The organism is Pseudomonas lini (genome assembly GCF_001042905.1).
Taxonomy (GTDB): domain Bacteria; phylum Pseudomonadota; class Gammaproteobacteria; order Pseudomonadales; family Pseudomonadaceae; genus Aquipseudomonas; species Aquipseudomonas lini.
The window spans coordinates 187400-208054 of the sequence record NZ_JYLB01000008.1 but is presented as its reverse complement, the minus strand read 5'-3'; the positions used below and the strand labels follow the sequence as shown (position 1 = coordinate 208054).

General features: G+C 60.0%; 15 protein-coding genes. 6 read left to right on the top strand and 9 right to left on the bottom strand.

Going from position 1 to position 20655, the window contains the following annotated elements; translation table 11 throughout:
• Positions 1-293 precede the first annotated feature (293 nt).
• From ptsP to TU81_RS22930, 4 genes are all read left to right on the top strand, one after another.
• A complete protein-coding gene (gene ptsP / locus TU81_RS22945; RefSeq protein ID WP_048396610.1) occupies positions 294-3155 on the top strand; it encodes a phosphoenolpyruvate--protein phosphotransferase in 2862 nt (953 codons plus the stop codon).
• Positions 3155-4096 carry a 1-phosphofructokinase gene (gene pfkB, locus TU81_RS22940; RefSeq protein WP_048396608.1) on the top strand — a complete coding sequence of 314 codons (942 nt, stop codon included), beginning with the start codon at positions 3155-3157 and terminating at the stop codon, positions 4094-4096. The genes ptsP and pfkB overlap by 1 nt, the downstream gene beginning before the upstream one ends.
• Before the next feature lie 11 nt (positions 4097-4107).
• Positions 4108-5847, top strand: coding sequence for a PTS fructose-like transporter subunit IIB (locus tag TU81_RS22935; RefSeq protein WP_048396605.1), 1740 nt, complete (start codon positions 4108-4110; stop codon positions 5845-5847).
• A gap of 140 nt (positions 5848-5987) precedes the next feature.
• Positions 5988-7529, top strand: a complete 1542-nt coding sequence (locus TU81_RS22930) for an alkaline phosphatase D family protein (RefSeq protein ID WP_048396603.1) — start codon at positions 5988-5990, stop codon at positions 7527-7529.
• 138 nt (positions 7530-7667) lie between these two features.
• Here TU81_RS22930 and TU81_RS22925 read toward each other — a convergent pair whose 3' ends face one another.
• From TU81_RS22925 to TU81_RS22900, 7 genes are all read right to left on the bottom strand, one after another.
• A complete protein-coding gene (locus tag TU81_RS22925) occupies positions 7668-10196 on the bottom strand; it encodes a PepSY domain-containing protein (protein WP_038978922.1) in 2529 nt (842 codons plus the stop codon).
• A 170-nt stretch (positions 10197-10366) separates the two neighbouring features.
• Positions 10367-11530 carry a type III PLP-dependent enzyme gene (locus TU81_RS22920; RefSeq protein ID WP_038978923.1) on the bottom strand — a complete coding sequence of 388 codons (1164 nt, stop codon included), beginning with the start codon at positions 11528-11530 and terminating at the stop codon, positions 10367-10369.
• A gap of 393 nt (positions 11531-11923) precedes the next feature.
• Positions 11924-12283, bottom strand: coding sequence for a hypothetical protein (locus TU81_RS30355; RefSeq protein ID WP_151152252.1), 360 nt, complete (start codon positions 12281-12283; stop codon positions 11924-11926).
• A gap of 238 nt (positions 12284-12521) precedes the next feature.
• Complete coding sequence (locus tag TU81_RS22915) at positions 12522-13679, bottom strand: osmoprotectant ABC transporter ATP-binding protein OsmV (protein ID WP_038978924.1); 1158 nt, start codon at positions 13677-13679, stop codon at positions 12522-12524.
• Positions 13676-14329: an ABC transporter permease gene (locus TU81_RS22910; protein WP_038978925.1), complete on the bottom strand. Its 654-nt coding sequence runs from the start codon at positions 14327-14329 to the stop codon at positions 13676-13678. Before TU81_RS22910 ends, TU81_RS22915 begins: the two co-directional genes overlap by 4 nt.
• A gap of 12 nt (positions 14330-14341) precedes the next feature.
• Positions 14342-15235, bottom strand: a complete 894-nt coding sequence (locus tag TU81_RS22905) for a glycine betaine ABC transporter substrate-binding protein (protein ID WP_048396601.1) — start codon at positions 15233-15235, stop codon at positions 14342-14344.
• Between the two features lie 20 nt (positions 15236-15255).
• Complete coding sequence (locus TU81_RS22900) at positions 15256-15972, bottom strand: ABC transporter permease (protein ID WP_048396599.1); 717 nt, start codon at positions 15970-15972, stop codon at positions 15256-15258.
• Positions 15973-16414: 442 nt separating this feature from the next.
• Between TU81_RS22900 and TU81_RS22895 the strand changes: the two genes are divergently transcribed.
• Complete coding sequence (locus TU81_RS22895) at positions 16415-17998, top strand: peptide chain release factor 3 (protein WP_038978928.1); 1584 nt, start codon at positions 16415-16417, stop codon at positions 17996-17998.
• A gap of 314 nt (positions 17999-18312) precedes the next feature.
• Entirely contained in the window at positions 18313-18528 is a 216-nt protein-coding gene (locus tag TU81_RS22890) for a hypothetical protein (RefSeq protein WP_038978929.1), read from the top strand.
• A gap of 173 nt (positions 18529-18701) precedes the next feature.
• Here TU81_RS22890 and TU81_RS22885 read toward each other — a convergent pair whose 3' ends face one another.
• A complete protein-coding gene (locus TU81_RS22885) occupies positions 18702-19682 on the bottom strand; it encodes a peptide ABC transporter ATP-binding protein (RefSeq protein WP_038978930.1) in 981 nt (326 codons plus the stop codon).
• On the bottom strand, positions 19682-20650 hold the full coding sequence (locus TU81_RS22880) for an ABC transporter ATP-binding protein (RefSeq protein WP_038978931.1): 969 nt from the start codon (positions 20648-20650) through the stop codon (positions 19682-19684). Before TU81_RS22880 ends, TU81_RS22885 begins: the two co-directional genes overlap by 1 nt.
• Positions 20651-20655: the final 5 nt, after the last annotated feature.

The window sequence follows — 20655 nt, the reverse complement described above, 5'->3', positions numbered from 1 at the left end:
TTCCTTATTTGTTCGAGCTTGCCCGACATTTTCGCCAATCCTACCCGATTCGGGCAGGCGACCATTGTCGCAGCACATCCGACAATTGGACTTCAAGGATGAGACATTATCGAGTAACGTGCCTAACATTCTAGATTAAACGTTTCAGCAGGCGTATTTTCTACGTTACAGGTCGCTTTGGACGGTTCTGCCGCGAAACCGCCAAAACTGCCCCTGAAAAGGCGCTCTCAAGGGCCTAAGCTGAATCAATCAAAACAATACCTGGCGTCACACGGCGCCAAAAAGGAGAAAGCATGCTCGAGCTCACCATAGAGCAGATATCCATGGGCCAGTCGGCTGTGGATAAAGCCACCGCCCTGCAATTACTCGCTGACCGACTCGTGACCGATGGCCTGGTGGCCGATGGTTACCTCGCGGGCTTGCAGGCCCGGGAAGTCCAGGGCTCGACCTTTCTCGGCCAAGGTATTGCCATCCCACACGGCACCCCGGAAACCCGCGATCTGGTGTTTTCCACCGGCGTGCGGTTGATGCAGTTTCCTGACGGCGTGGACTGGGGCGATGGCCAGATCGTTTATCTGGCGATTGGTATCGCCGCCAAATCCGATGAACACCTGCGCCTGTTGCAACTGCTGACCCGCGCCCTCGGTGAAACCGATCTGGGCCAGGCCCTGCGCCGCGCCAGTTCCGCCGAAGCCTTGTTGAAACTGCTGCAAGGCGCGCCGCAAGAATTGGCGTTGGACGCACAGATGATCGGCCTCGGTGTTTCCGCTGATGACTTCGAAGAACTGGTCTGGCGCGGTGCCCGCTTGCTGCGTCAGGCCGATTGCGTGAGCAATGGTTTTGCCGGCGTCTTGCAGCAGGTCGACGCGCTGCCGCTGGGCGATGGCCTGTGGTGGTTGCACAGCGAACAAACGGTGAAGCGTCCGGGCCTGGCGTTCGTTACCCCGGACAAACCCATGCGCTACCTCGGTCAGCCGTTGAGCGGGCTGTTCTGTTTGGCCAGCCTTGGTGAAGCCCATCAGGCATTGCTCGAACGCCTTTGCGCGTTGCTGATCGAAGGCCGTGGTCATGAATTGGGCCGTGCCACCAGCAGCCGCGCGGTGCTGGAAGTCCTCGGCGGTGAAGTGCCGGCGGATTGGCCAAGCGCACGCATTGCCCTGGCCAACGCCCACGGTCTGCATGCGCGCCCGGCGAAGATTCTCGCGCAGCTGGCGAAAAGTTTTGAAGGCGAAATCCGCGTGCGTATCGTCGATGGCCACGACAGCGCGGTGTCGGTGAAGAGTTTGAGCAAACTGCTCAGTCTCGGCGCCCGTCGCGGTCAGGTGCTGGAATTCATCGCCGAACCAACCATCGCCGCCGACGCCTTGCCGGCCTTGCTGGCGGCCATCGAAGAAGGCCTCGGTGAAGAAGTCGAGCCGCTGCCGGCAGTGAGCCAACAGCGCGAAGTGATCGCCGATGTTGCCGAAGTGCTGCTCGCACCGGTCTCCGGCAGTTTGATTCAGGCGATTGCTGCCGCGCCAGGGATCGCCATCGGCCCGGCGCATATCCAAGTGCTGCAAGTCATTGATTACCCGCTGCGCGGTGAGTCTGCCGCCATCGAGCGCGAACGTCTCAAGCATGCGTTGGCGGATGTGCGTCGCGACATCGAAGGCCTGATCGAGCGCAGCAAGGCCAAAGCGATTCGCGAGATTTTCATCACCCACCAGGAAATGCTCGACGACCCGGAACTGACCGACGAAGTCGACACCCGCCTCAAGCAAGGCGAAAGCGCCGAAGCGGCGTGGATGGCGGTGATTGAAGCGGCTGCCAAACAACAGGAATCGCTGCAGGACGCCTTGCTCGCCGAACGTGCCGCCGACTTGCGCGACATTGGCCGTCGGGTGCTGGCGCAATTGAGTGGCGTCGAAACGCCAGCCGAGCCGGAGCAGCCGTACATTCTGGTGATGGACGAAGTCGGCCCATCCGACGTGGCACGTCTCGATCCAACGCGCGTCGCCGGTATCCTCACCGCTCGCGGTGGCGCCACTGCCCACAGCGCCATCGTCGCGCGTGCCCTCGGTATTCCCGCGCTGGTGGGCGCCGGTGCTGCGGTGTTGCTGTTGAAGCCGGGCACGCCGCTGTTGATCGATGGTCAACGTGGTCGCCTGCATGTGGACGCCGATGCCGCGACCTTGCAGCGCGCCACTGAAGAGCGCGACACCCGTGAACTGCGCTTGAAAGCCGCCGCTGAACAACGCCATCAACCGGCGTTGACGACTGACGGCCACGCGGTGGAAGTGTTCGCCAATATCGGTGAAAGCGCCGGCGTCACCAGTGCGGTGGAGCAGGGCGCCGAAGGCATTGGCCTGCTGCGTACCGAACTGATTTTCATGGCCCACTCCCAGGCACCGGACGAGGCGACTCAGGAAGTCGAATACCGTCGTGTGCTCGATGGCCTGGCCGGTCGACCGCTGGTGGTGCGCACCCTTGACGTCGGTGGTGACAAACCGCTGCCGTACTGGCCGATCGCGAAAGAAGAAAACCCGTTCCTCGGCGTGCGTGGCATTCGCCTGACCCTGCAACGTCCGCAGGTCATGGAAGCGCAATTGCGCGCCTTGCTGCGAGCGGCTGACAACCGTCCATTGCGGATCATGTTCCCGATGGTCGGCAGCGTCGATGAGTGGCGTCAGGCTCGGGACATGACCGAACGTCTGCGTCTGGAAATCCCGGTTGCGGACCTGCAACTGGGGATCATGATCGAAGTGCCGTCGGCCGCTTTGCTGGCGCCGGTGCTGGCCAAGGAAGTGGACTTTTTCAGCGTCGGCACCAACGACCTGACGCAATACACCCTGGCCATCGACCGTGGTCATCCGACCTTGTCGGCTCAGGCTGATGGCTTGCATCCGGCGGTGCTGCAACTGATCGACATCACCGTGCGTGCGGCTCATGCTCATGGCAAGTGGGTCGGCGTGTGCGGTGAACTGGCGGCCGATCCGCTGGCGGTACCGGTGCTGGTGGGCCTGGGTGTGGATGAGTTGAGCGTGTCGGGCCGCAGCATTGCCGAGGTCAAGGCGCGCATTCGTGAACTCAGCCTGACCCAGACTCAAACCCTTGCCCAACAGGCCTTGGCCGTGGGCAGCGCGAACGAAGTTCGTGCATTAGTGGAGGCCCTGTAATGGCCAAGATCTTAACCCTGACCCTTAACCCGGCGCTGGACCTCACCGTCCAATTACCGCTACTTACCCCCGGTCAGGTCAATCGCAGCGACGAAATGCACACCCACGCCGCCGGCAAAGGCGTGAATGTGGCGCAGGTGCTGGCCGACCTCGGGCATCAGCTGACCGTCAGCGGTTTTCTCGGGGAAGACAACCTCCAGGCGTTCGAAACCCTGTTTGCCAAACGCGGTTTTACCGACGCGTTTGTCCGTGTCCCCGGCGAGACCCGCAGCAACATCAAACTGGCAGAAAGCGATGGGCGCATCACCGACATCAACGGCCCGGGGCCCAGGGTCAGTGAAGCGGCGCAGCAGGCCTTGCTCGATCGACTCGATCAGATTGCTCCTGGGCATGACGCGGTCGTCGTGGCCGGTAGTTTGCCCCGTGGCGTGAATCCTCAGTGGTTGCGGGAGTTGATCCAGCGCTTGAAAAAACGCGGTTTGAAAGTGGCGCTCGACACCAGCGGTGAAGCCTTGCGCGCTGGCTTGGCTGCCGGCCCGTGGCTGATCAAACCCAACACCGAAGAACTGGCGCAAGCGCTGGATTGCGAGGTGGTTTCCGTGGGCGCCCAAGCGGAGGCGGCGAGCCGCTTGCATGCGCATGGTATCGAGCACGTGGTGATTTCCGACGGTGCCGACGGGGTGAACTGGTTCAGTGTCGGCTCGGCCATGCACGCCACGCCACCCAAGGTCAGCGTGGTCAGCACTGTCGGCGCGGGGGATTCGTTGCTGGCGGGCATGCTGCACGGTTTGCTCAGTGCCGATACGCCCGAGCAAACCTTGCGCACCGCCACCGCAATTGCCGCCATGGCCGTTACCCAGATCGGTTTTGGTATCGGCGACACCGCGCAACTGGCGCACCTCGAACAGGGCGTGCGCCTGCGCCCCCTGACAGAACAATAAGAGGGTTTGCAATGAAGTTAGCCATTGTTACGGCCTGCCCGAACGGCATGGTCACCAGTGTGCTGTGCGCTCGTCTGCTTGATGCAGCGGCCCAGCGTCAGGGTTGGAGCACCAGTGTCGAAGTCGTTGATGCGGCCCATCCGGAACGTCAGCTGTCGGCCGCGACCATTGAAGCCGCCGAGTGGGTGTTGCTGGTCACCAGCGCGCCGGTGGATATGTCGCGGTTCGTCGGTAAACGAGTGTTCCAGAGCACTCCGGCCCAGGCCCTGCAAGATGTCGAAGCGGTGCTGCGTCGCGGGGTGGAGGAGGCCGAGGTCTACGTCGCGCCCGAAGCTGCCGCCGAGCCGGTTGCCGTGGTTAAAAACGCGCCACGCCTGGTGGCTGTCACCGCGTGCCCGACCGGCGTCGCCCATACCTTCATGGCCGCCGAAGCCTTGCAGCAAGCGGCCAAGCGTCTGGGCTACGATCTGCAAGTGGAAACCCAGGGCTCGGTCGGCGCGCGCAATCCACTCAGCGCAGAGGCGATTGCCGATGCCGACGTGGTGCTGTTGGCGGCAGACATCGAAGTCGCCACCGAGCGGTTCGCCGGCAAGAAAATCTACCGCTGCGGCACCGGCATTGCGCTGAAACAAGCCGAAGCGACGCTGAACAAAGCCCTGGCCGAAGGCAAGCAGGAAAGCGCTTCGACCGGCGCCAAAGGCCCGGCCAAGCAAGAGAAGACCGGCATCTACAAACACCTGCTGACCGGTGTGTCGTACATGTTGCCGATGGTGGTGGCGGGCGGTCTGATGATCGCCTTGTCCTTCGTGTTCGGCATCACCGCGTTCAAGGAGGAAGGCACGCTGGCGGCTGCGCTGATGCAGATCGGCGGCGAGACCGCGTTCAAGCTGATGGTGCCGCTCCTGGCGGGCTACATCGCCTACTCGATCGCTGACCGCCCGGGCCTGGCGCCGGGGATGATCGGTGGTTTGCTGGCGAGCACCCTGGGCGCCGGTTTCATCGGCGGGATCATTGCCGGTTTCATCGCCGGTTATGCGGCCCAGGCGATCAACCGTTATGCGCGTTTGCCGCAGAGCCTTGAGGCGCTGAAACCGATCCTGATCATCCCGTTGCTGGCGAGCCTGTTCACCGGTCTGGTGATGATCTACGTGGTCGGCAAACCGGTGGCCGGGATGCTCGCGGGGCTCACGCACTTCCTCGACAGTATGGGCACCACCAACGCCATTCTGCTCGGTGTGCTGTTGGGCGGCATGATGTGCGTCGACCTCGGCGGGCCGATCAACAAAGCGGCTTATGCGTTTTCGGTGGGGCTGCTGGCGTCGCAAAGTTATGCACCGATGGCCGCGACCATGGCCGCCGGTATGGTGCCGCCGATTGGCTTGGGCATCGCTACGTTCATTGCCCGACGCAAGTTCGCCCAGACTGAACGCGAGGCCGGTAAAGCGGCGCTGGTGTTGGGGCTGTGCTTTATCTCCGAAGGGGCGATTCCGTTCGCGGCCAAAGACCCGCTGCGGGTGATTCCGGCGAGCATCGCCGGCGGCGCGCTGACCGGCGCGATGTCGATGTACTTCGGCTGCAAACTCATGGCGCCGCACGGTGGGTTGTTCGTGATGCTGATCCCGAATGCGATCAACCATGCGCTGTTGTATCTGCTGGCGATCGTGGCCGGGAGTTTGCTGACGGCGGTGACGTATTCGGTGCTCAAACGGCCTGAGACGGTGGAGTTGGCGCTGGAGCCGGCCAAGGCTTAAAAGCAAAAGATCGCAGCCTTCGGCAGCTCCTACATTGGGTTATGTGTACACCTGTAGGAGCTGCCGAAGGCTGCGATCTTTTTGTGTCATACCTGATTCATACAGCCATGCTTAAGTTTTCCTTTTTCAGGGAGAACACCATGAGCGAATTCGACCTCAGCCGTCGTCGTGTCATGCAGGTCGTTGGCGCTGGGCTGTTGATGCCTGGCCTGGCGCCGGCGGTGATTGCTTCGGTCAAGGATCGGCCGCAACTCACCGATGGCGTGCAGTCCGGCGACCTGTTGGGCGACCGGGCGATGATCTGGAGCCGTAGCGATCGTGCGGCGCGGATGGTGGTGGAATGGGACACGCGCAGCCTGTTCAGTAACCCTCGTCGATTCGTCTCTCCATTGGCCGATGCCCGCATCGACTTCACCGCCCGGGTCGAGCTCACTGGCCTGCCCGCCGATCAGGCGATTTTCTACCGTGTGACTTTCGAAGACGCCCAAAGCGGCGTTGCCAGTGAACCCTGGTTCGGTCATCTGCGCAGTGTGCCAACCGCTCGGCGGGATATTCGGTTCGTCTGGAGTGGCGACACGGTCGGCCAGGGCTTCGGCATCAATCCGGACATCGGCGGCATGCGCATCTACGAAGCCATGCGTTTGCGCCTGCCGGATTTTTTTATCCACAGTGGCGACACCATCTACGCCGACGGTCCCGTACCTGCGCAGCTCACAACAGAGAGCGGCCGGGTGTGGCGCAACCTCACCAGCGAAGCCAAGAGCAAAGTCGCCGAAACCCTCGACGATTATCGCGGCAATTACCGCTACAACCTGATGGACGAAAACATCCGCCGTTTCAATGCCGAAGTCCCCCAGATCTGGCAGTGGGATGACCACGAAGTGGTGAACAACTGGTCGCCGGGCAAACAACTGGATGAGCGCTACAAGAGCAAAGATATCCACAGCCTGGTGGGCCGTGCGCGCCAGGCCTGGCTGGAATATGCGCCGATGCGCTTGCAGAGTGCCGATGACGGCGGGAGGATTTATCGCAAGCTGAGTTATGGGCCGATGCTTGATGTGTTCGTGCTCGACATGCGCAGCTATCGCGAAGCCAATGACGACAACCTGGGTGCCGCCAAACCGTTTCTCGGTCGCGAACAATTGGACTGGCTCAAACGCGAATTGAAAGGCTCCCAGGCCCAATGGAAAGTTATCGCCGCCGACATGCCCATCGGCCTCGGCGTACCCGACGGTGAAGTCCGCCCCGGTGTGGCGCGGTGGGAAGCGGTGGCCAATGGTGACCCTGGTCCGGCTCAGGGCCGTGAAGTGGAAATCGCTGAATTGCTCGGTTTTCTGCGGGCGCAGCAGGTGCGTAATTTCGTATTTCTCACGGCGGATGTGCATTACTGCGCGGCGCACCATTACCACCCGGATCGCGCGGCGTTTCAGGACTTTGAACCGTTCTGGGAATTTGTCGCCGGGCCGCTGAATGCGGGGAGCTTCGGGCCGAATGCGCTGGATAAAACCTTCGGCCCCGAAGTGGTGTTCGAGAAAGCCCCAGCGGCGCAGAACACCTCGCCGTTTGCCGGGTTTCAGTTTTTTGGCGAGGTGAATATCGACGGGCAGACGGGGGAGTTGAGTGTGGTGCTGCGGGATCTGGATGGGGTGGGGGTGTTTGAGCGCAAGTTGCAGCCGGTTTGAGGGGCTGCACGATCGTTCCCACGCTCTGCGTGGGAATGCCTCAACGGACGCCCCGCGTTCGGCTTGAAAGGGACGCGGAGCGTCCCGGGCTGCATTCCCACGCAGAGCGTGGGAACGATCAGAACAGGCGCGTGCGTGTCAGTACACGTCGCGGCGGTAGCGGCCTTGTTCGATCAGGCGGTCGACTTCTTCAATGCCAAGCAATTCGTTAAGCGCGTGATCCACCCCTGAAGCCATCCCCTGCAAACTGCCGCAGATGTAAATCACGGCGCCATCGGCCAGCCATTTTTTCAACTCATCGGCCGACTCGCGCAGCCGATCTTGCACATAGATCTTCTCGGCCTGATCTCGGGAGAACGCCAGGTCCAGTCGTTCCAGATCCCCGGCAGTCAACCATTCCTCAAGCTCATTGCGGCACAGGTAATCGTGTTCTCGATTACGCTCACCGAACAGCAGCCAGTGACGCTGCTGCCCATCGGCAATCCGCGCCTTGAGCAAACTGCGCAACCCGGCCAGCCCGGTGCCGTTGCCTAGCAGGATCATCGGCACCGGTTCGTTCGGTAGATGGAAACCACTGTTACGTCGTACCCGCAAACTGATGCTGCTACCCACGGGAGCGTGTTCGGTCAACCAGCCGGAACCGACGCCAAGGCTGCCGTCGGCGTGCAATTCCTGACGCACGATCAATTCCAGCACGCCGTCGGCGGCGATCGAGGCGATGGAGTATTCGCGCATGGCCAACGGCACCAGGGCGTCCGCCAGCGCTTGCGCGTGCAGGCCGACCAGATGGGCGCGGCTCTCGGGCAGTTGGCGGCTGGCCAGGGCTTGCTCCAGCGTTTGCGACAGGCCATCGAACTCAACCGTGGCCCGACCGTCGATCCCCAGGCCGTCGAGGAAATGCTCGATGGCCCACGGGCAATTGCGCGGCAGTACTTCCACCAGATCACCGGCCAGCCAGCTGCTGGTGGTGGGGGCGCTGAGGCCCAGCAAATACACAGGCGAACCGCTGCTGTCCGGGTTCATCAATTCGCGGCGGGTCAGGGTCCAGTTGTCGTAGCTTGGCGCTTGCCAGGTATCTACCGGCGCCTGTCCGGTCAGCAGGCCGAGTTGCTGTTGCCAGTGGCGCAGGGCGTAGGGGTCGCCGCTGTCGACTTCCACCGGGGCGAACAAGGTCTTGCCGCCGTGCTCGCCCAGCCAGGTGTGCAAGCGGCGGGCGAAGCCGCAGAAGTGTTGATACTGACGGTCACCGAGGCCGAGCACGGCATAGTTAAGGCTGTCGAAGCTCAGTGCACGACCCAGTACTTTGCGTTCGAATCCTCGGGCGCTGTCCGGCGCTTCACCGTCGCCGAAGGTGCTGACCACAAACAGCGCGTTGCTGGAATCCTGCAGATCCTGTTCGCTGACATTGGCCAACGGTTGGACCTTCACCGGCAACCCGGCGGCCTGCAATTGCCCGGCGGTCTGCCAAGCCAGTTGTTCGGCGAACCCGCTCTGGCTGGCGAAGCCGATCAGCCATGCCGGCGCGTCGCTGCCCGGTTGCGCGAGGCCTTTGCGGGCGTCCTTGATCTGACGTTTCTTGCGTCGACGGTCCAGGTACAGCAACCAGCCGGTGATGAAAAACAGCGGCATGGCCAGTGCGGCGATCGTCACGATAATCCGCCCGATAATCCCGAAATAACTGCCGACGTGCAGCGCGTAGACACTGGTCAGCAACTGCGCCTTGAGGCTCTTGTCGCTGTAGCGGTCATGACGGCTGACGATGCCGGTCGCCGGATCGAGGGTGAGCTGGTTCCGTGCCATGTCGTGGGGTGAGTTCTTCAGCAGGTAGAACACCGTTGCCGGTTGTCCGGCCACGGGCGGCATACGCACGTTGTAGGACGAAAGCCCGGGGCCCGCGGCGCTGTAGATGCTGCTCCATATCGCCGCGTAGTCGGCAGTGGGGGCTGGGCCGCTTGGCGCAGGCCCACGACCACTGCGTACTCGTTCGTTCTGTGGCGAATCGGAAAGCAGCCGCGTCAGGCCCTTGTTGTACCACTCGTACGACCAGGTCAGCCCGGTCAGCGCCGCCAAAAGATAGAACATCAGGCACCAGGTACCGGCCACCGAGTGCAAATCCCAGTTGAAGCTGCGGCCCTTTTTGTTCCAGTCGAGGGTCAGCCAGGCGCGCCAGTTTTTCCACTGACGCGGCCAGCGCATATACAGGCCGGACAAACAGAAGAACACCAGAATCAGCGTACAGGCGCCGGTGATCTGCCGGCCGATATCGCCCATGGCCAGGATCCGGTGCAGTTGCAGCATCAGGCCAAAGAAATCCTGGCCCGTGACGTCACCCATGAACTCGCCGGTGTACGGGTCGAAGTAACGCATCGGCCCGCGACGTTCACCGGGTGGCGCCGTGAAGATCACCCGCGCGGCGTTGCCGCTGTCGGTCTCGACCCAGAGCATCGAGACTTTTTTACCCGAAGCGCCTTCGATTTTTTCCACCAGCTCGACAGGCGGCAGTACGCCGGCAATCTGCTTCTCGACGTGCAGCACAGAAGGGTTCAACGCTCGCAGGATTTCATCCTGGAACGATACCGCCGCCCCGGTGATGCCCATCAGGGCCAGGACCAGTCCGGCGCTGATGCCGAAAAACCAGTGCAACTGGAACAGGGATTTCTTCAACACGTCGCTCGCCTTGTTCGTTCAAAAGTCATCATCACGGTGCGCATTATGCCGTGAGTTGTCGAGAAGCATTCTTTTTTACACACAAAAACCCGATGGAGCGACAGCGTGGAGCGTCAGACACAAAAAAGCCCATGACACGTCATGGGCTTTTTGATTTCTGCGTGTGGTTTTTACACGTAGAACGACTTCAGCGGCGGGAAGCCATTGAACTCAACGGCGCTGTAGCTGGTGGTGTACGCACCGGTCGACAACCAGTACAAACGGTCACCGATCGCCAGGTTCAGCGGCAGGCCGTACTTGTAATTTTCGTACATGATGTCAGCGCTATCGCAGGTTGGACCGGCGATAACCACTTCTTCCATCTCGCCTTTCTTCTCGGTCCAGATCGGGAACTTGATGGCTTCGTCCATGGTTTCGATCAGGCCAGAGAATTTGCCCACATCCGTGTACACCCATCGCTCTACGGCAGTACGGGATTTACGGGCGACCAGCACCACTTCGCTGACCAGAATACCGGCGTTGGCGATCAGCGAACGGCCTGGTTCCAGAATGATTTCCGGCAGGTCGTCACCGAAGTCTTCCTTGAGGAAACGGATGATTTCTTCAGCGTAGGTTTCCAGGCTGTTGGTGCGGGTGATGTAGTTGGCCGGGAAGCCACCGCCCATGTTGATCAGCTTGAGGACGATGCCGTCTTCTTCTTTCAGGCGTTCGAAGATCACTTTGACCTTGGCGATCGCTGCGTCCCAGACGCTGATGTCGCGCTGCTGCGAGCCGACGTGGAACGAGATGCCGTAAGGCACCAGGCCCAGGTCGCGAGCGAGGATCAGCAGGTCCATGGCCATGTCGGTCTGGCAGCCGAATTTACGCGACAGTGGCCAGTCGGCGGTGGTCGAGCCTTCAGTCAGGATGCGCACGTAGACTTTCGAGCCTGGAGCTGCCTTGGCGATGTTGCGCAGGTCGGCTTCGGAGTCGGTGGCATACAGACGCACGCCCTTCTCGTAGAAGTAGCGAATGTCTTTGGATTTCTTGATGGTGTTGCCGTAGCTGATGCGATCCGGACCGACGCCCTGGTTCATCACTTTGTCGAGCTCGTAGATCGAGGCGATGTCGAAGTTCGAGCCTTTCTCTTTGAGCAGGTCGATGATTTCAACGGCCGGGTTGGCCTTGACTGCGTAGTAGACCTTGGCGAATTCGAAACCGGCGCGCAGGTCGTCATAGGCCTGGCTGATCATCGCGGTGTCGATCACCACGAACGGGGTTTCTTGTTTGTCGGCGAAGGCCTTCATTTTCTGGAAGGTATCGCGCGCGAAATAGTCTTCGACGTTGATCGACATGCTGGGAACTCCTACTGGCAAACTGAAATTAACAATGGGTGCAAATGAACGTCCTCCGTATCCCCACTTTGGTTCGCCTACTTCCCAAGGCATGTCGCCGAAAGCAAAAAGGCCATGGGAAGCGGTGCTTTCCCTTGGCCTTGCTGTCTCGTCGTCAGTACTTGAGCCGGATGGATCGTTTCCAGCATGGACGTTCGGCGCGAACTTTAGGGCGTGAGGAGCTCGAGATCAACAAAAAATGTCGCGTTTTTGCACGCTTCCGTCGTGCGGTCCCGGACAGCTACCTGTGTAGCTGACCGTGATGACGGATTGATGTTCCCCCCGAAGGGGGAAGCTTGAGTGTTTCGGGGAGGGAGAGCGAGGTAACAGGGAGCACTGCTTGGAATAACCGAATCAGTCGAATACTTCTACTACCACGTTATAGTTCCCCGAAATAGACGGACTGGTTTGCGTGGTGACTACAGCGCTGATGGTCATGTTTTGCTGCACGTTTGTTGCTACAACTCTTCCGTCCAAGCCTCCCCGGCCAAACACCGATACACCAGGAAGGGGATTGACTAATCTCCAGCTTCCTGTCACGCCGGGTACTACGTTGCCTTGTGCATCCAGTGCATCACCGGCCGGGAGTTTTTCAAGGTTGCCTCCCCGGCGAACTCTGTTCGGATTGCCAGCACCGCTGAATCGAATTCTGACAGGGGGGCCGACGTCGACGGGAGTATCACTCGGTGGTGAGGTCAAGCTGGCATCATCCATTGATTGCTCCTAAAGCGGATATAGTCGAATAAGGCGGACGCCTTATTGTCAGTTGATCGACGTGAATGGTTGATCAGCTGTCCGTCTATATTTAAAGGAGTTATGCGGAGAAAAGAACCTGACAGATGTAACAGGTTTCAATCACAATTTGGAATAAGCAGCTTTCTTTTATGATTATTTTGCCCAGTAAATAGCAAAACCGCCGCTGAAATACTGATATCAGCGACGGCCTGTCAGATCAGGCGACAGCAGTCTCGGCCGGCGAAACAATACTGGTCTTGCCCCCACGAGATTTACCGGAGCTCAAATACTCGGCAATCGATTCCTGAGTCACCTCACCCAGGAACACCCGCTCCGCATCCATCACCGGCAGCCACGAGCGGTTGAACTCGTACATGCGCGACAGCAGGATGCGCAAATGCTCGTCGTAGGCCGCGGTGGCGTTGAACTCGCGCAGGTATTGCGCACAGGTGCCGGTCTGGCGGTGCAGGTCGCGACGGCGCACGTAGCCCAAGGCCTTGTTCTCGGCGCAGGTAACCACCACGTAGCGACGGTCGTGTTCGTCCATCAATTCCAGCGCATCGGCCACCGGCGTTTCCGGGCTCACCGAGGGTGCGTTGTCCGCCGCGTCTTCGGCTTTCACCAGCAACAGACGCTTGAGCGTGCTGTCCTGGCCGACGAAGTTGCTGACAAAGTCATCCGCCGGGTGCGCGAGCAGGGTGTCCGGGTGGTCGATCTGCAGCAGTTTGCCCGCGCGGAAAATCGCGATCTTGTCGCCCAGCTTGATCGCTTCGTCGATGTCGTGGCTGACCATGATCACGGTCTTGTTCAGCGCCCGTTGCATTTCGAAGAATTCGTTCTGAATCATCTCGCGGTTGATCGGGTCGACCGCGCCGAACGGTTCGTCCATCAACAACAGCGGCGCATCCGCCGCCAGTGCGCGAATCACGCCGATCCGCTGCTGCTGGCCACCGGACAACTCACGGGGATAGCGAGTCAGATACTGCTTGGGTTCGAGCTTGATCATGCTCATCAACTCGCGGGCGCGGTCGTGGCATTTCTGTTTGTCCCAGCCGAGCAGACGCGGAACGATGGTGATGTTTTCCTCGATGGTCATGTTCGGGAACAGACCGATCTGCTGGATCACATAACCGATGTTGCGACGCAGGGTCACGGCGTCGAGGTCGGTGGTGTCTTCGCCGTTGATCAGGATCTTGCCGGAGGTTGGCTTGATCAGGCGGTTGATCATCTTCAGCGTGGTGCTTTTACCGCAGCCCGATGGCCCCAGGAACACACAGATTTCGCCTTCATTGACGGTCAGGCTTACCGAGTCCACGGCTTTCACATCTTTGCCGTTGCTTTGGAAGGTCTTGCTGAGGTTTTGAAGTTCGATCATTTGAGCAATCCTTTTGGAGTCAGCGTGCGTTGCAGCCATTGCAGAAGCAGGTCGGCGAAGATGGCCAGGAGACTGACCAGCACGGCGCCGACGATCAGCATCGACATGTCGCTGCGGCTGATGGAAGCGAGAATGAGTACACCGAGGCCACCGGCGCCGATGGTCGCAGCGATGGTCATCACACCAATGTTCATGACCACGGCGGTGCGCACACCGGCGAGGATCACTGGCACCGCGATGGGCAGTTCGACCATGCGCAGGCGCTGGCCGAAGGTCATGCCGATGCCACGCGCTGCTTCGCGAATGCCCGGTTCGACGCCGGTCAGCGCCAAATAGGTGTTACGCATGATCGGCAGCAGCGAGTACAGAAACACTGCGGTGATCGCCGGCATCGGGCCGAGGCCCTGGCCGAACTTGGAGTAGAACGGCAGCAGCAGGCCGAACAGCGCAATCGACGGCACGGTCAGCAACACCGTAGCGCTGGCTTGCAACGGGCCAGCCAGTGTCGGGAAACGGGTCATCAGGATGCCCAGCGGCACGCCGACCAGAATCGCCAGGGTCACGGCGATGCCGACCAGAGTGATGTGCTGCCCGGTCAGGTGCAAAACCTGCGGCCAATCGAGATGGGAAAAGGCGTTCAGAAATTCCATGTCTTTTCCTCCTCAGTTGATGGGGTGTTGGCGCAGGAAATCAGCGGCAACGGATGAAGGGCTTTCGTGATCGACATCGACCCGCGCGTTGAGCTGGCGCATGGTTGCGTCGTCGAACAGTTCGGCCAGTGGCTTGAGCTCTTCGGCGAGTTTCGGGTAGGCGTCGAGGTAAACCTGACGCACCACTGGGGCGGCGGTGTAGTCGGGGAAGTAATGCTTGTCGTCTTCCAGCAACTTGAGTTTGAAGGCGTTCAAACGACCGTCGGTGGTGTAGACCAGACCGGCAAACACCTGGCCATTACGCAGCGCGGTGTAGACCAACCCGGCATCCATCTGACGGATGTTTTTACGCGTCAGGTTCATGCCGTAGAGATCCACCATGCCATCGAGACCGTCGGAACGGTTGGCGAACTCGGTGTCCAGGGCGACGAGGTGATGGGTCTTCGCCTCAGCCTGCAGCACCGTGTTCAGCTCGCTGATGGTGTTGATCTGCGGATAGGCTTTTGCGGTGTTTTCCGGCAGGGCCAGGGCGTAGGTGTTGCTGAACTTCGACGGGGTGAGCCAGACCAGGCCTTTTTTCGCGTCGAGTTCTTTCACCCGGGCGTAGGACTGAGCGCTGTCGAGCTTGTCGGTGACGTGGTTGTAAGCCACCAGCGACACGCCGGTGTATTCCCACATCAAATCCAGCTGACCACTTTCGTGGGCGCTGCGAGCCAGGTTGCTGCCCAGACCGCCGGTCACCTGGGTTTCGTACCCCTTGGTGCGCAGGTATTGGGAAGTGATTTCTGCCAGCAGGGTTTGTTCGGTGAACACCCGGGCGCCAATGCGAATCACGGGTTTTTCAGCGGCTTGGGCAAATCCTGCGAACAGCAGGGCGCAGCCTAGTAAAAAGCTAAATGTCTTCATGTTTATTCCTTTGCCGAGGCTTAAGACGGGCGCAAGCCGCGTTCGAGCCAGAGGCGGCTGGCGAGTGTCACCAGTCCGTCGAGCAGCAAGGCCAGCAGGGCGGTGCAGGCCGCCCCGAGCAGCAGTTGCGGCTGATTGTTCAGGGCGATGCCGGGGAAAATCAGGCTACCCAGACTGTTAGCGCCGATCAGGAACGCCAGCGGTGCGGTACCGACGTTGATCGCCAACGCCACGCGCACGCCGCCAATGATGATCGGCACGGCGTTCGGCAGCTCGACCCGCCACAGCACCTGAGTCGGTGTCATGCCGATGCCAACGGCCGCTTCCTTGAGTGAACCCTGAACGTTTTTCAGCCCTTCATAGGTGTTGCGCACAATCGGCAACAGTGAGGCGAGGAACAAAGCGAAGATCGCAGGGCCGCTGCCGATGCCGAGGATACCCAGGGCGATGGCCAGTACGGCTAGAGGCGGCACGGTGTTGCCGATGTTGAAGATCTGCATGAAGCGTTCAGCGCGGCCCACCATGTTCGGGCGGCTGAGGAAGATGCCGGCGGGTATGCCCACTACAAGGGCGGCCAGCATGGAAACGAGGACGAGAATCAGATGAGCTTGCAGGTAAAACAACAAATCGTCGCGGTACTGTTCGATCGTGTTGATGCCAATCCAGTGGACCAGCAGGGCCAGAAGGGCGACGACAACCGCACCTCCTATCAGCCCTTTGCCATAGCGAATAGCCACAGGCGGACTCCTTTTTTCAGTCGGCGGACACCGCTTCGTGTGGCAATGCCATTCCTGGCTGCCGAAGTCGGTGTTCGCGAAAAGCAGCTCTATCAGTGCCGGTAAAACGGCATGAAATCGAGCCATAAGCGCAGCCTCGTCAGGCTAACTTGCTGATTTTTCAGCCCCTGGTACGAGTGCCGTAACAGGGGAGTGGACGTCTGCACCTTTTAAAAGGTTCCATAATTAACAGCATTTAGCCACCGTAGGAGCTGCCGAAGGCTGCGATCTTTTGATCTTGATCTTCGGTGGTCTTGAAAAAAAACAAGATCAAAAGATCGCAGCCTTCGGCAGCTCCTACAGGGAATGCGGTGGTAGGGAAGCCCTACGGACGGTGGTCCGTAGGGCACGGTTTGCGCTATACTCGCCGCCCTTTTTTGAATCACCTGCCAGGCGATTTCCCATGACCAAACAGGCCGCCGAAGTCGCGAAACGCCGCACTTTCGCCATTATTTCCCACCCCGATGCCGGTAAAACCACCATCACCGAGAAGCTCTTGCTGATGGGCAAGGCGATTGCGATTGCTGGCACGGTGAAATCTCGAAAATCCGACCGCCATGCCACCTCCGACTGGATGGAAATGGAAAAGCAGCGTGGTATCTCGATTACCACGTCGGTCATGCAATTCCCGTATCGCGAACACATGATCAACCTGCTCGACACCCCGGGCCACGAAGACTTCTCCGAAGATACCTACCGCACTCTGACGGCAGTGGACTCGGCATTGATGGTCCTCGACGGCGGTAAGGGTGTAGAGCCACGGACCATCGCGCTGATGGACGTCTGCCGTCTGCGTGACACGCCGATCGTCAGCTTCATCAACAAACTCGACCGTGACATTCGTGACCCGATCGAACTGCTCGACGAAATCGAAGCGGTCCTGAAGATCAAGGCTGCGCCGATCACCTGGCCGATCGGTTGCTACCGCGATTTCAAAGGTGTTTACCACCTCGCCGACGATTACATCATCGTCTACACCGCTGGCCACGGCCACGAGCGCACCGATGTGAAAATCATCGAGAAGCTCGACTCCGATGAAGCCCGCGCGCACTTGGGCGACGAGTACGATCGCTTCGTTGATCAGTTGGAACTGGTGCAGGGCGCCTGCCACGAATTCAATCAACAGGAATTCCTCGACGGCCAACTGACCCCGGTATTCTTCGGTACCGCACTGGGTAACTTCGGTGTCGATCACGTGCTTGACGCCGTGGTCAACTGGGCGCCGAAACCGCTGGCCCGTGTCGCCAACGAACGCACCGTGGAACCGGTTGAAGAGAAATTCGCCGGCTTCGTGTTCAAGATCCAGGCGAACATGGACCCGAAACACCGCGACCGCATCGCCTTCATGCGGATCTGCTCCGGTAAGTACGAAAAAGGCATGAAAATGCGCCACGTGCGCACCGGCAAAGACGTGCGGATCGGCGATGCGCTGACGTTCTTCTCTTCCGAGCGTGAGCAACTGGAAGAAGCCTTCGCTGGCGACATTATCGGCCTGCACAACCACGGCACCATCCAGATCGGCGACACCTTCACCGAAGGCGAAGTCCTGGGCTTCACCGGCATTCCGCACTTCGCCCCGGAACTGTTCCGTCGCGTGCGCCTGCGTGATCCGCTGAAATCCAAGCAACTGCGTCAGGGCTTGCAGCAACTGGCCGAAGAAGGCGCCACTCAGGTGTTCTTCCCCGAGCGCAGCAACGACATCATCCTCGGCGCCGTTGGTGTGCTGCAGTTCGATGTGGTCGCCAGCCGTTTGAAAGAGGAATACAAGGTCGAGTGCTCGTATGAGCCGATCACTGTTTATTCCGCGCGCTGGATTGATTGCGACGATAAGAAGAAGCTTGAGGAATTCCGGGTCAAGGCCGTGGAAAACCTTGCGGTCGATGGCGGTGGTCACCTGACCTACCTGGCTCCGACGCGGGTCAACCTGGCGCTGATGGAAGAGCGTTGGCCGGATGTGAAATTCCGTGCGACGCGTGAGCATCACTAAGCGGTAAAGGTGGTTGGTACATAAAAGGCGAAGCTTTCGGGCTTCGCCTTTTTTATGGAAAAGATCAAAAGATCGCAGCCTTCGGCAGCTCCTACAGGTGTACTCGATTCCGTGTGGAGCTGCCGAAGGCTGCGATCTTTTGATTTGGTGTTTGATCTTTTCGGCATAACTCCTATTCCAAACCAATCTCTTCGCCAGCGGGATTTTCTGCTACCCGGTAGCGTCCTGTCTGGAGAACCCGGTCAATCGGAACTAAATTTCACTCAGTACCTTTCAGGCATCCACGCGTCACTCAAGAAAGGATGGAATCGACTATGAGTATTTATCAACGAATTGTGTTGTTGCTTAAGGTTTTGGTGATGCTGTCCCTCGGCACGTCGGCGGTGGCGTGGGCGGAATGTGAGAACCATGAAAAACAGGCCTTGAACGGGCAAGGCGTGCACAGCGAGCTGATGATCGCTGCGACCGAAGCAGATGAGGACGACCCAGACGTCGATGAGGAAGAGGATGAGGAAGACACGCAAACGTAAATGACGGACAAAAGAAAAACCCCTCTCCCCGACTGATGCGCAATCGGAATAAAAGGGGTTGGTGAACAGGTCAAGTATCTCTGTGGGAGCGGGCTTGCTCGCGAAGGCGTCATGCCAGTCAATATCAATGTCGACTGACAGACCGCTTTCGCGAGCAAGCCCGCTCCCACATTTTATGCCGCGCCGTCGAGGAATTGCTCGGCGTAGTGACAAGCCACCTGGCGGGTGTCGAGCAGGCGCAGGGCCGGCTCTTCAACGCTGCAGCGCTCGGTCGCGTACGGGCAGCGCTTGTGGAAGGCGCAGCCGGACGGCGGGTTCAGCGGGTTGGGCAATTCACCGACGATCTTGATTTTCGGCTTGTCCGGATCCGGGTGGATGGTCGGAGTGGCCGACAACAGTGCCTGGGTGTACGGGTGCAGAGGGCGGGTGTAGATATCCTCTTTCGGGCCCATTTCCACCGGGCGACCGAGGTACATCACCATCACATGATCGGCGACGTGACGCACCACGGCCAGGTTGTGGGAGATGAACACGTAGGCGGTGTTGAACTCTTGCTGCAAATCCATGAACAGGTTGAGTACCTGCGCCTGAATTGATACGTCCAGCGCCGAGGTTGGTTCGTCCGCCACCAGCACTTTCGGTTGCAGCATCATCGCGCGGGCCAAGGCGATCCGCTGGCGCTGACCGCCGGAAAACATGTGCGGATAGCGCTGGTAGTGCTCGGGGCGCAAGCCCACCTGTTTCATCATCGCCTGGACTTTGTCGCGACGTTCCGAGGCGCTGAGGTTGGTGTTGATCAATAAAGGCTCTGCAAGCTGATCACCGATCTTCTGCCGTGGGTTCAGCGACGCGTACGGGCTCTGGAACACCATCTGCACGTCTTTGCGCAGTTGCTTGCGCTGAGCCTTGTCGGCGCCGGCGACTTCCTGCCCGGCGATTTTCAAGGAACCGGAGGAGGGCTCTTCGATCAGCGTCAGGGCACGGGCGAGGGTGGATTTGCCGCAACCCGATTCGCCCACAACGGCGAGGGTCTTGCCGGCTTCCAGTTCGAACGACACACCGTTGAGGGCGCGCACGGTCGCATGCCCCTTGAACAGGCCACGGGACACTTCGTAATGACGGGTCAGGTCGCGGGCGGTAAGTACGACGGCCATTACGCCACCTCCTGATTCAACGGGTAGAAGCAGCGGGCGAGGCTGTTGCTTTTCGGGTCAAGGGTCGGACGCTGGGTACGGCAGTTGTCCTGCACGTAGGGGCAGCGCGGCGACAACAGGCAGCCTTGCGGGCGGTCGTAGCGACCGGGAACGATGCCCGGCAGTGTCGACAGGCGCGCGGCACCCAGGCTGTGTTCCGGAATGGCCTTGAGCAGTGCTTCGCTGTACGGGTGCGCCGGAATGTCGAACAGTTGTGGCACCTGACCGACTTCCACCGCTTGGCCGGCGTACATCACGCACACGCGCTGGGCGGTTTCGGCCACGACCGCGAGGTCGTGGGTGATCAGCACCAGGCCCATGTCCTGCTCTTTTTGCAGGGCCAACAGCAGGTCCATGATTTGCGCCTGAATCGTTACGTCCAGCGCGGTGGTCGGTTCGTCGGCGATCAGCAGTTTCGGTTCGCCGGCAATTGCCATGGCGATTGCAACACGCTGGCTCATACCGCCGGACAGTTGATGCGGATAGGCATCCATACGGCTGGCGGCGCCCGGGATTTCCACTTTTTCCAGCAGTTCGATGGCACGCTTGCGGGCTTGTTTGCTGGACATTTTCAGGTGCAGGCGCAGCACTTCTTCAATCTGGAAACCGACGGTGTAGCTCGGGTTCAGCGCGGTCATCGGGTCCTGAAACACCATGGCCAGGTCTTTGCCGACGATTTGCCGACGTTGACGGTTGCTGAGCTTGAGCATGTTCTTGCCGTCGAAATTCAGGGCGTCGGCAGTGACGATCCCTGGATGCTCGATCAGGCCCATCAGCGCCATCATGGTCACGGACTTGCCGGAACCCGATTCGCCAACGATGGCCAGCACTTCGCCTTTCTCCACGGTAATGTCGAGACCGTCGACCACCGGAACGGCGTTGGCGTCGCCGAAGCGAACGTTGAGATTCTTGATTTCTAACAGTGACATTTTAA

What these genes read in the sequence shown, in the direction of transcription:
- TU81_RS22905 (WP_048396601.1), bottom strand. Translation starts at nt 15,235, where the DNA reads ATGAAGACATTTAGCTTTTTACTAGGCTGCGCCCTGCTGTTCGCAGGA.
- TU81_RS22890 (WP_038978929.1), top strand. Translation starts at nt 18,313, where the DNA reads ATGAGTATTTATCAACGAATTGTGTTGTTGCTTAAGGTTTTGGTGATG.
- ptsP (WP_048396610.1), top strand. Translation starts at nt 294, where the DNA reads ATGCTCGAGCTCACCATAGAGCAGATATCCATGGGCCAGTCGGCTGTG.
- TU81_RS22880 (WP_038978931.1), bottom strand. Translation starts at nt 20,650, where the DNA reads ATGTCACTGTTAGAAATCAAGAATCTCAACGTTCGCTTCGGCGACGCC.
- TU81_RS22930 (WP_048396603.1), top strand. Translation starts at nt 5,988, where the DNA reads ATGAGCGAATTCGACCTCAGCCGTCGTCGTGTCATGCAGGTCGTTGGC.
- TU81_RS22885 (WP_038978930.1), bottom strand. Translation starts at nt 19,682, where the DNA reads ATGGCCGTCGTACTTACCGCCCGCGACCTGACCCGTCATTACGAAGTG.
- TU81_RS22910 (WP_038978925.1), bottom strand. Translation starts at nt 14,329, where the DNA reads ATGGAATTTCTGAACGCCTTTTCCCATCTCGATTGGCCGCAGGTTTTG.
- TU81_RS22895 (WP_038978928.1), top strand. Translation starts at nt 16,415, where the DNA reads ATGACCAAACAGGCCGCCGAAGTCGCGAAACGCCGCACTTTCGCCATT.
- TU81_RS22920 (WP_038978923.1), bottom strand. Translation starts at nt 11,530, where the DNA reads ATGTCGATCAACGTCGAAGACTATTTCGCGCGCGATACCTTCCAGAAA.
- TU81_RS22915 (WP_038978924.1), bottom strand. Translation starts at nt 13,679, where the DNA reads ATGATCGAACTTCAAAACCTCAGCAAGACCTTCCAAAGCAACGGCAAA.
- TU81_RS30355 (WP_151152252.1), bottom strand. Translation starts at nt 12,283, where the DNA reads ATGGATGATGCCAGCTTGACCTCACCACCGAGTGATACTCCCGTCGAC.
- pfkB (WP_048396608.1), top strand. Translation starts at nt 3,155, where the DNA reads ATGGCCAAGATCTTAACCCTGACCCTTAACCCGGCGCTGGACCTCACC.
- TU81_RS22935 (WP_048396605.1), top strand. Translation starts at nt 4,108, where the DNA reads ATGAAGTTAGCCATTGTTACGGCCTGCCCGAACGGCATGGTCACCAGT.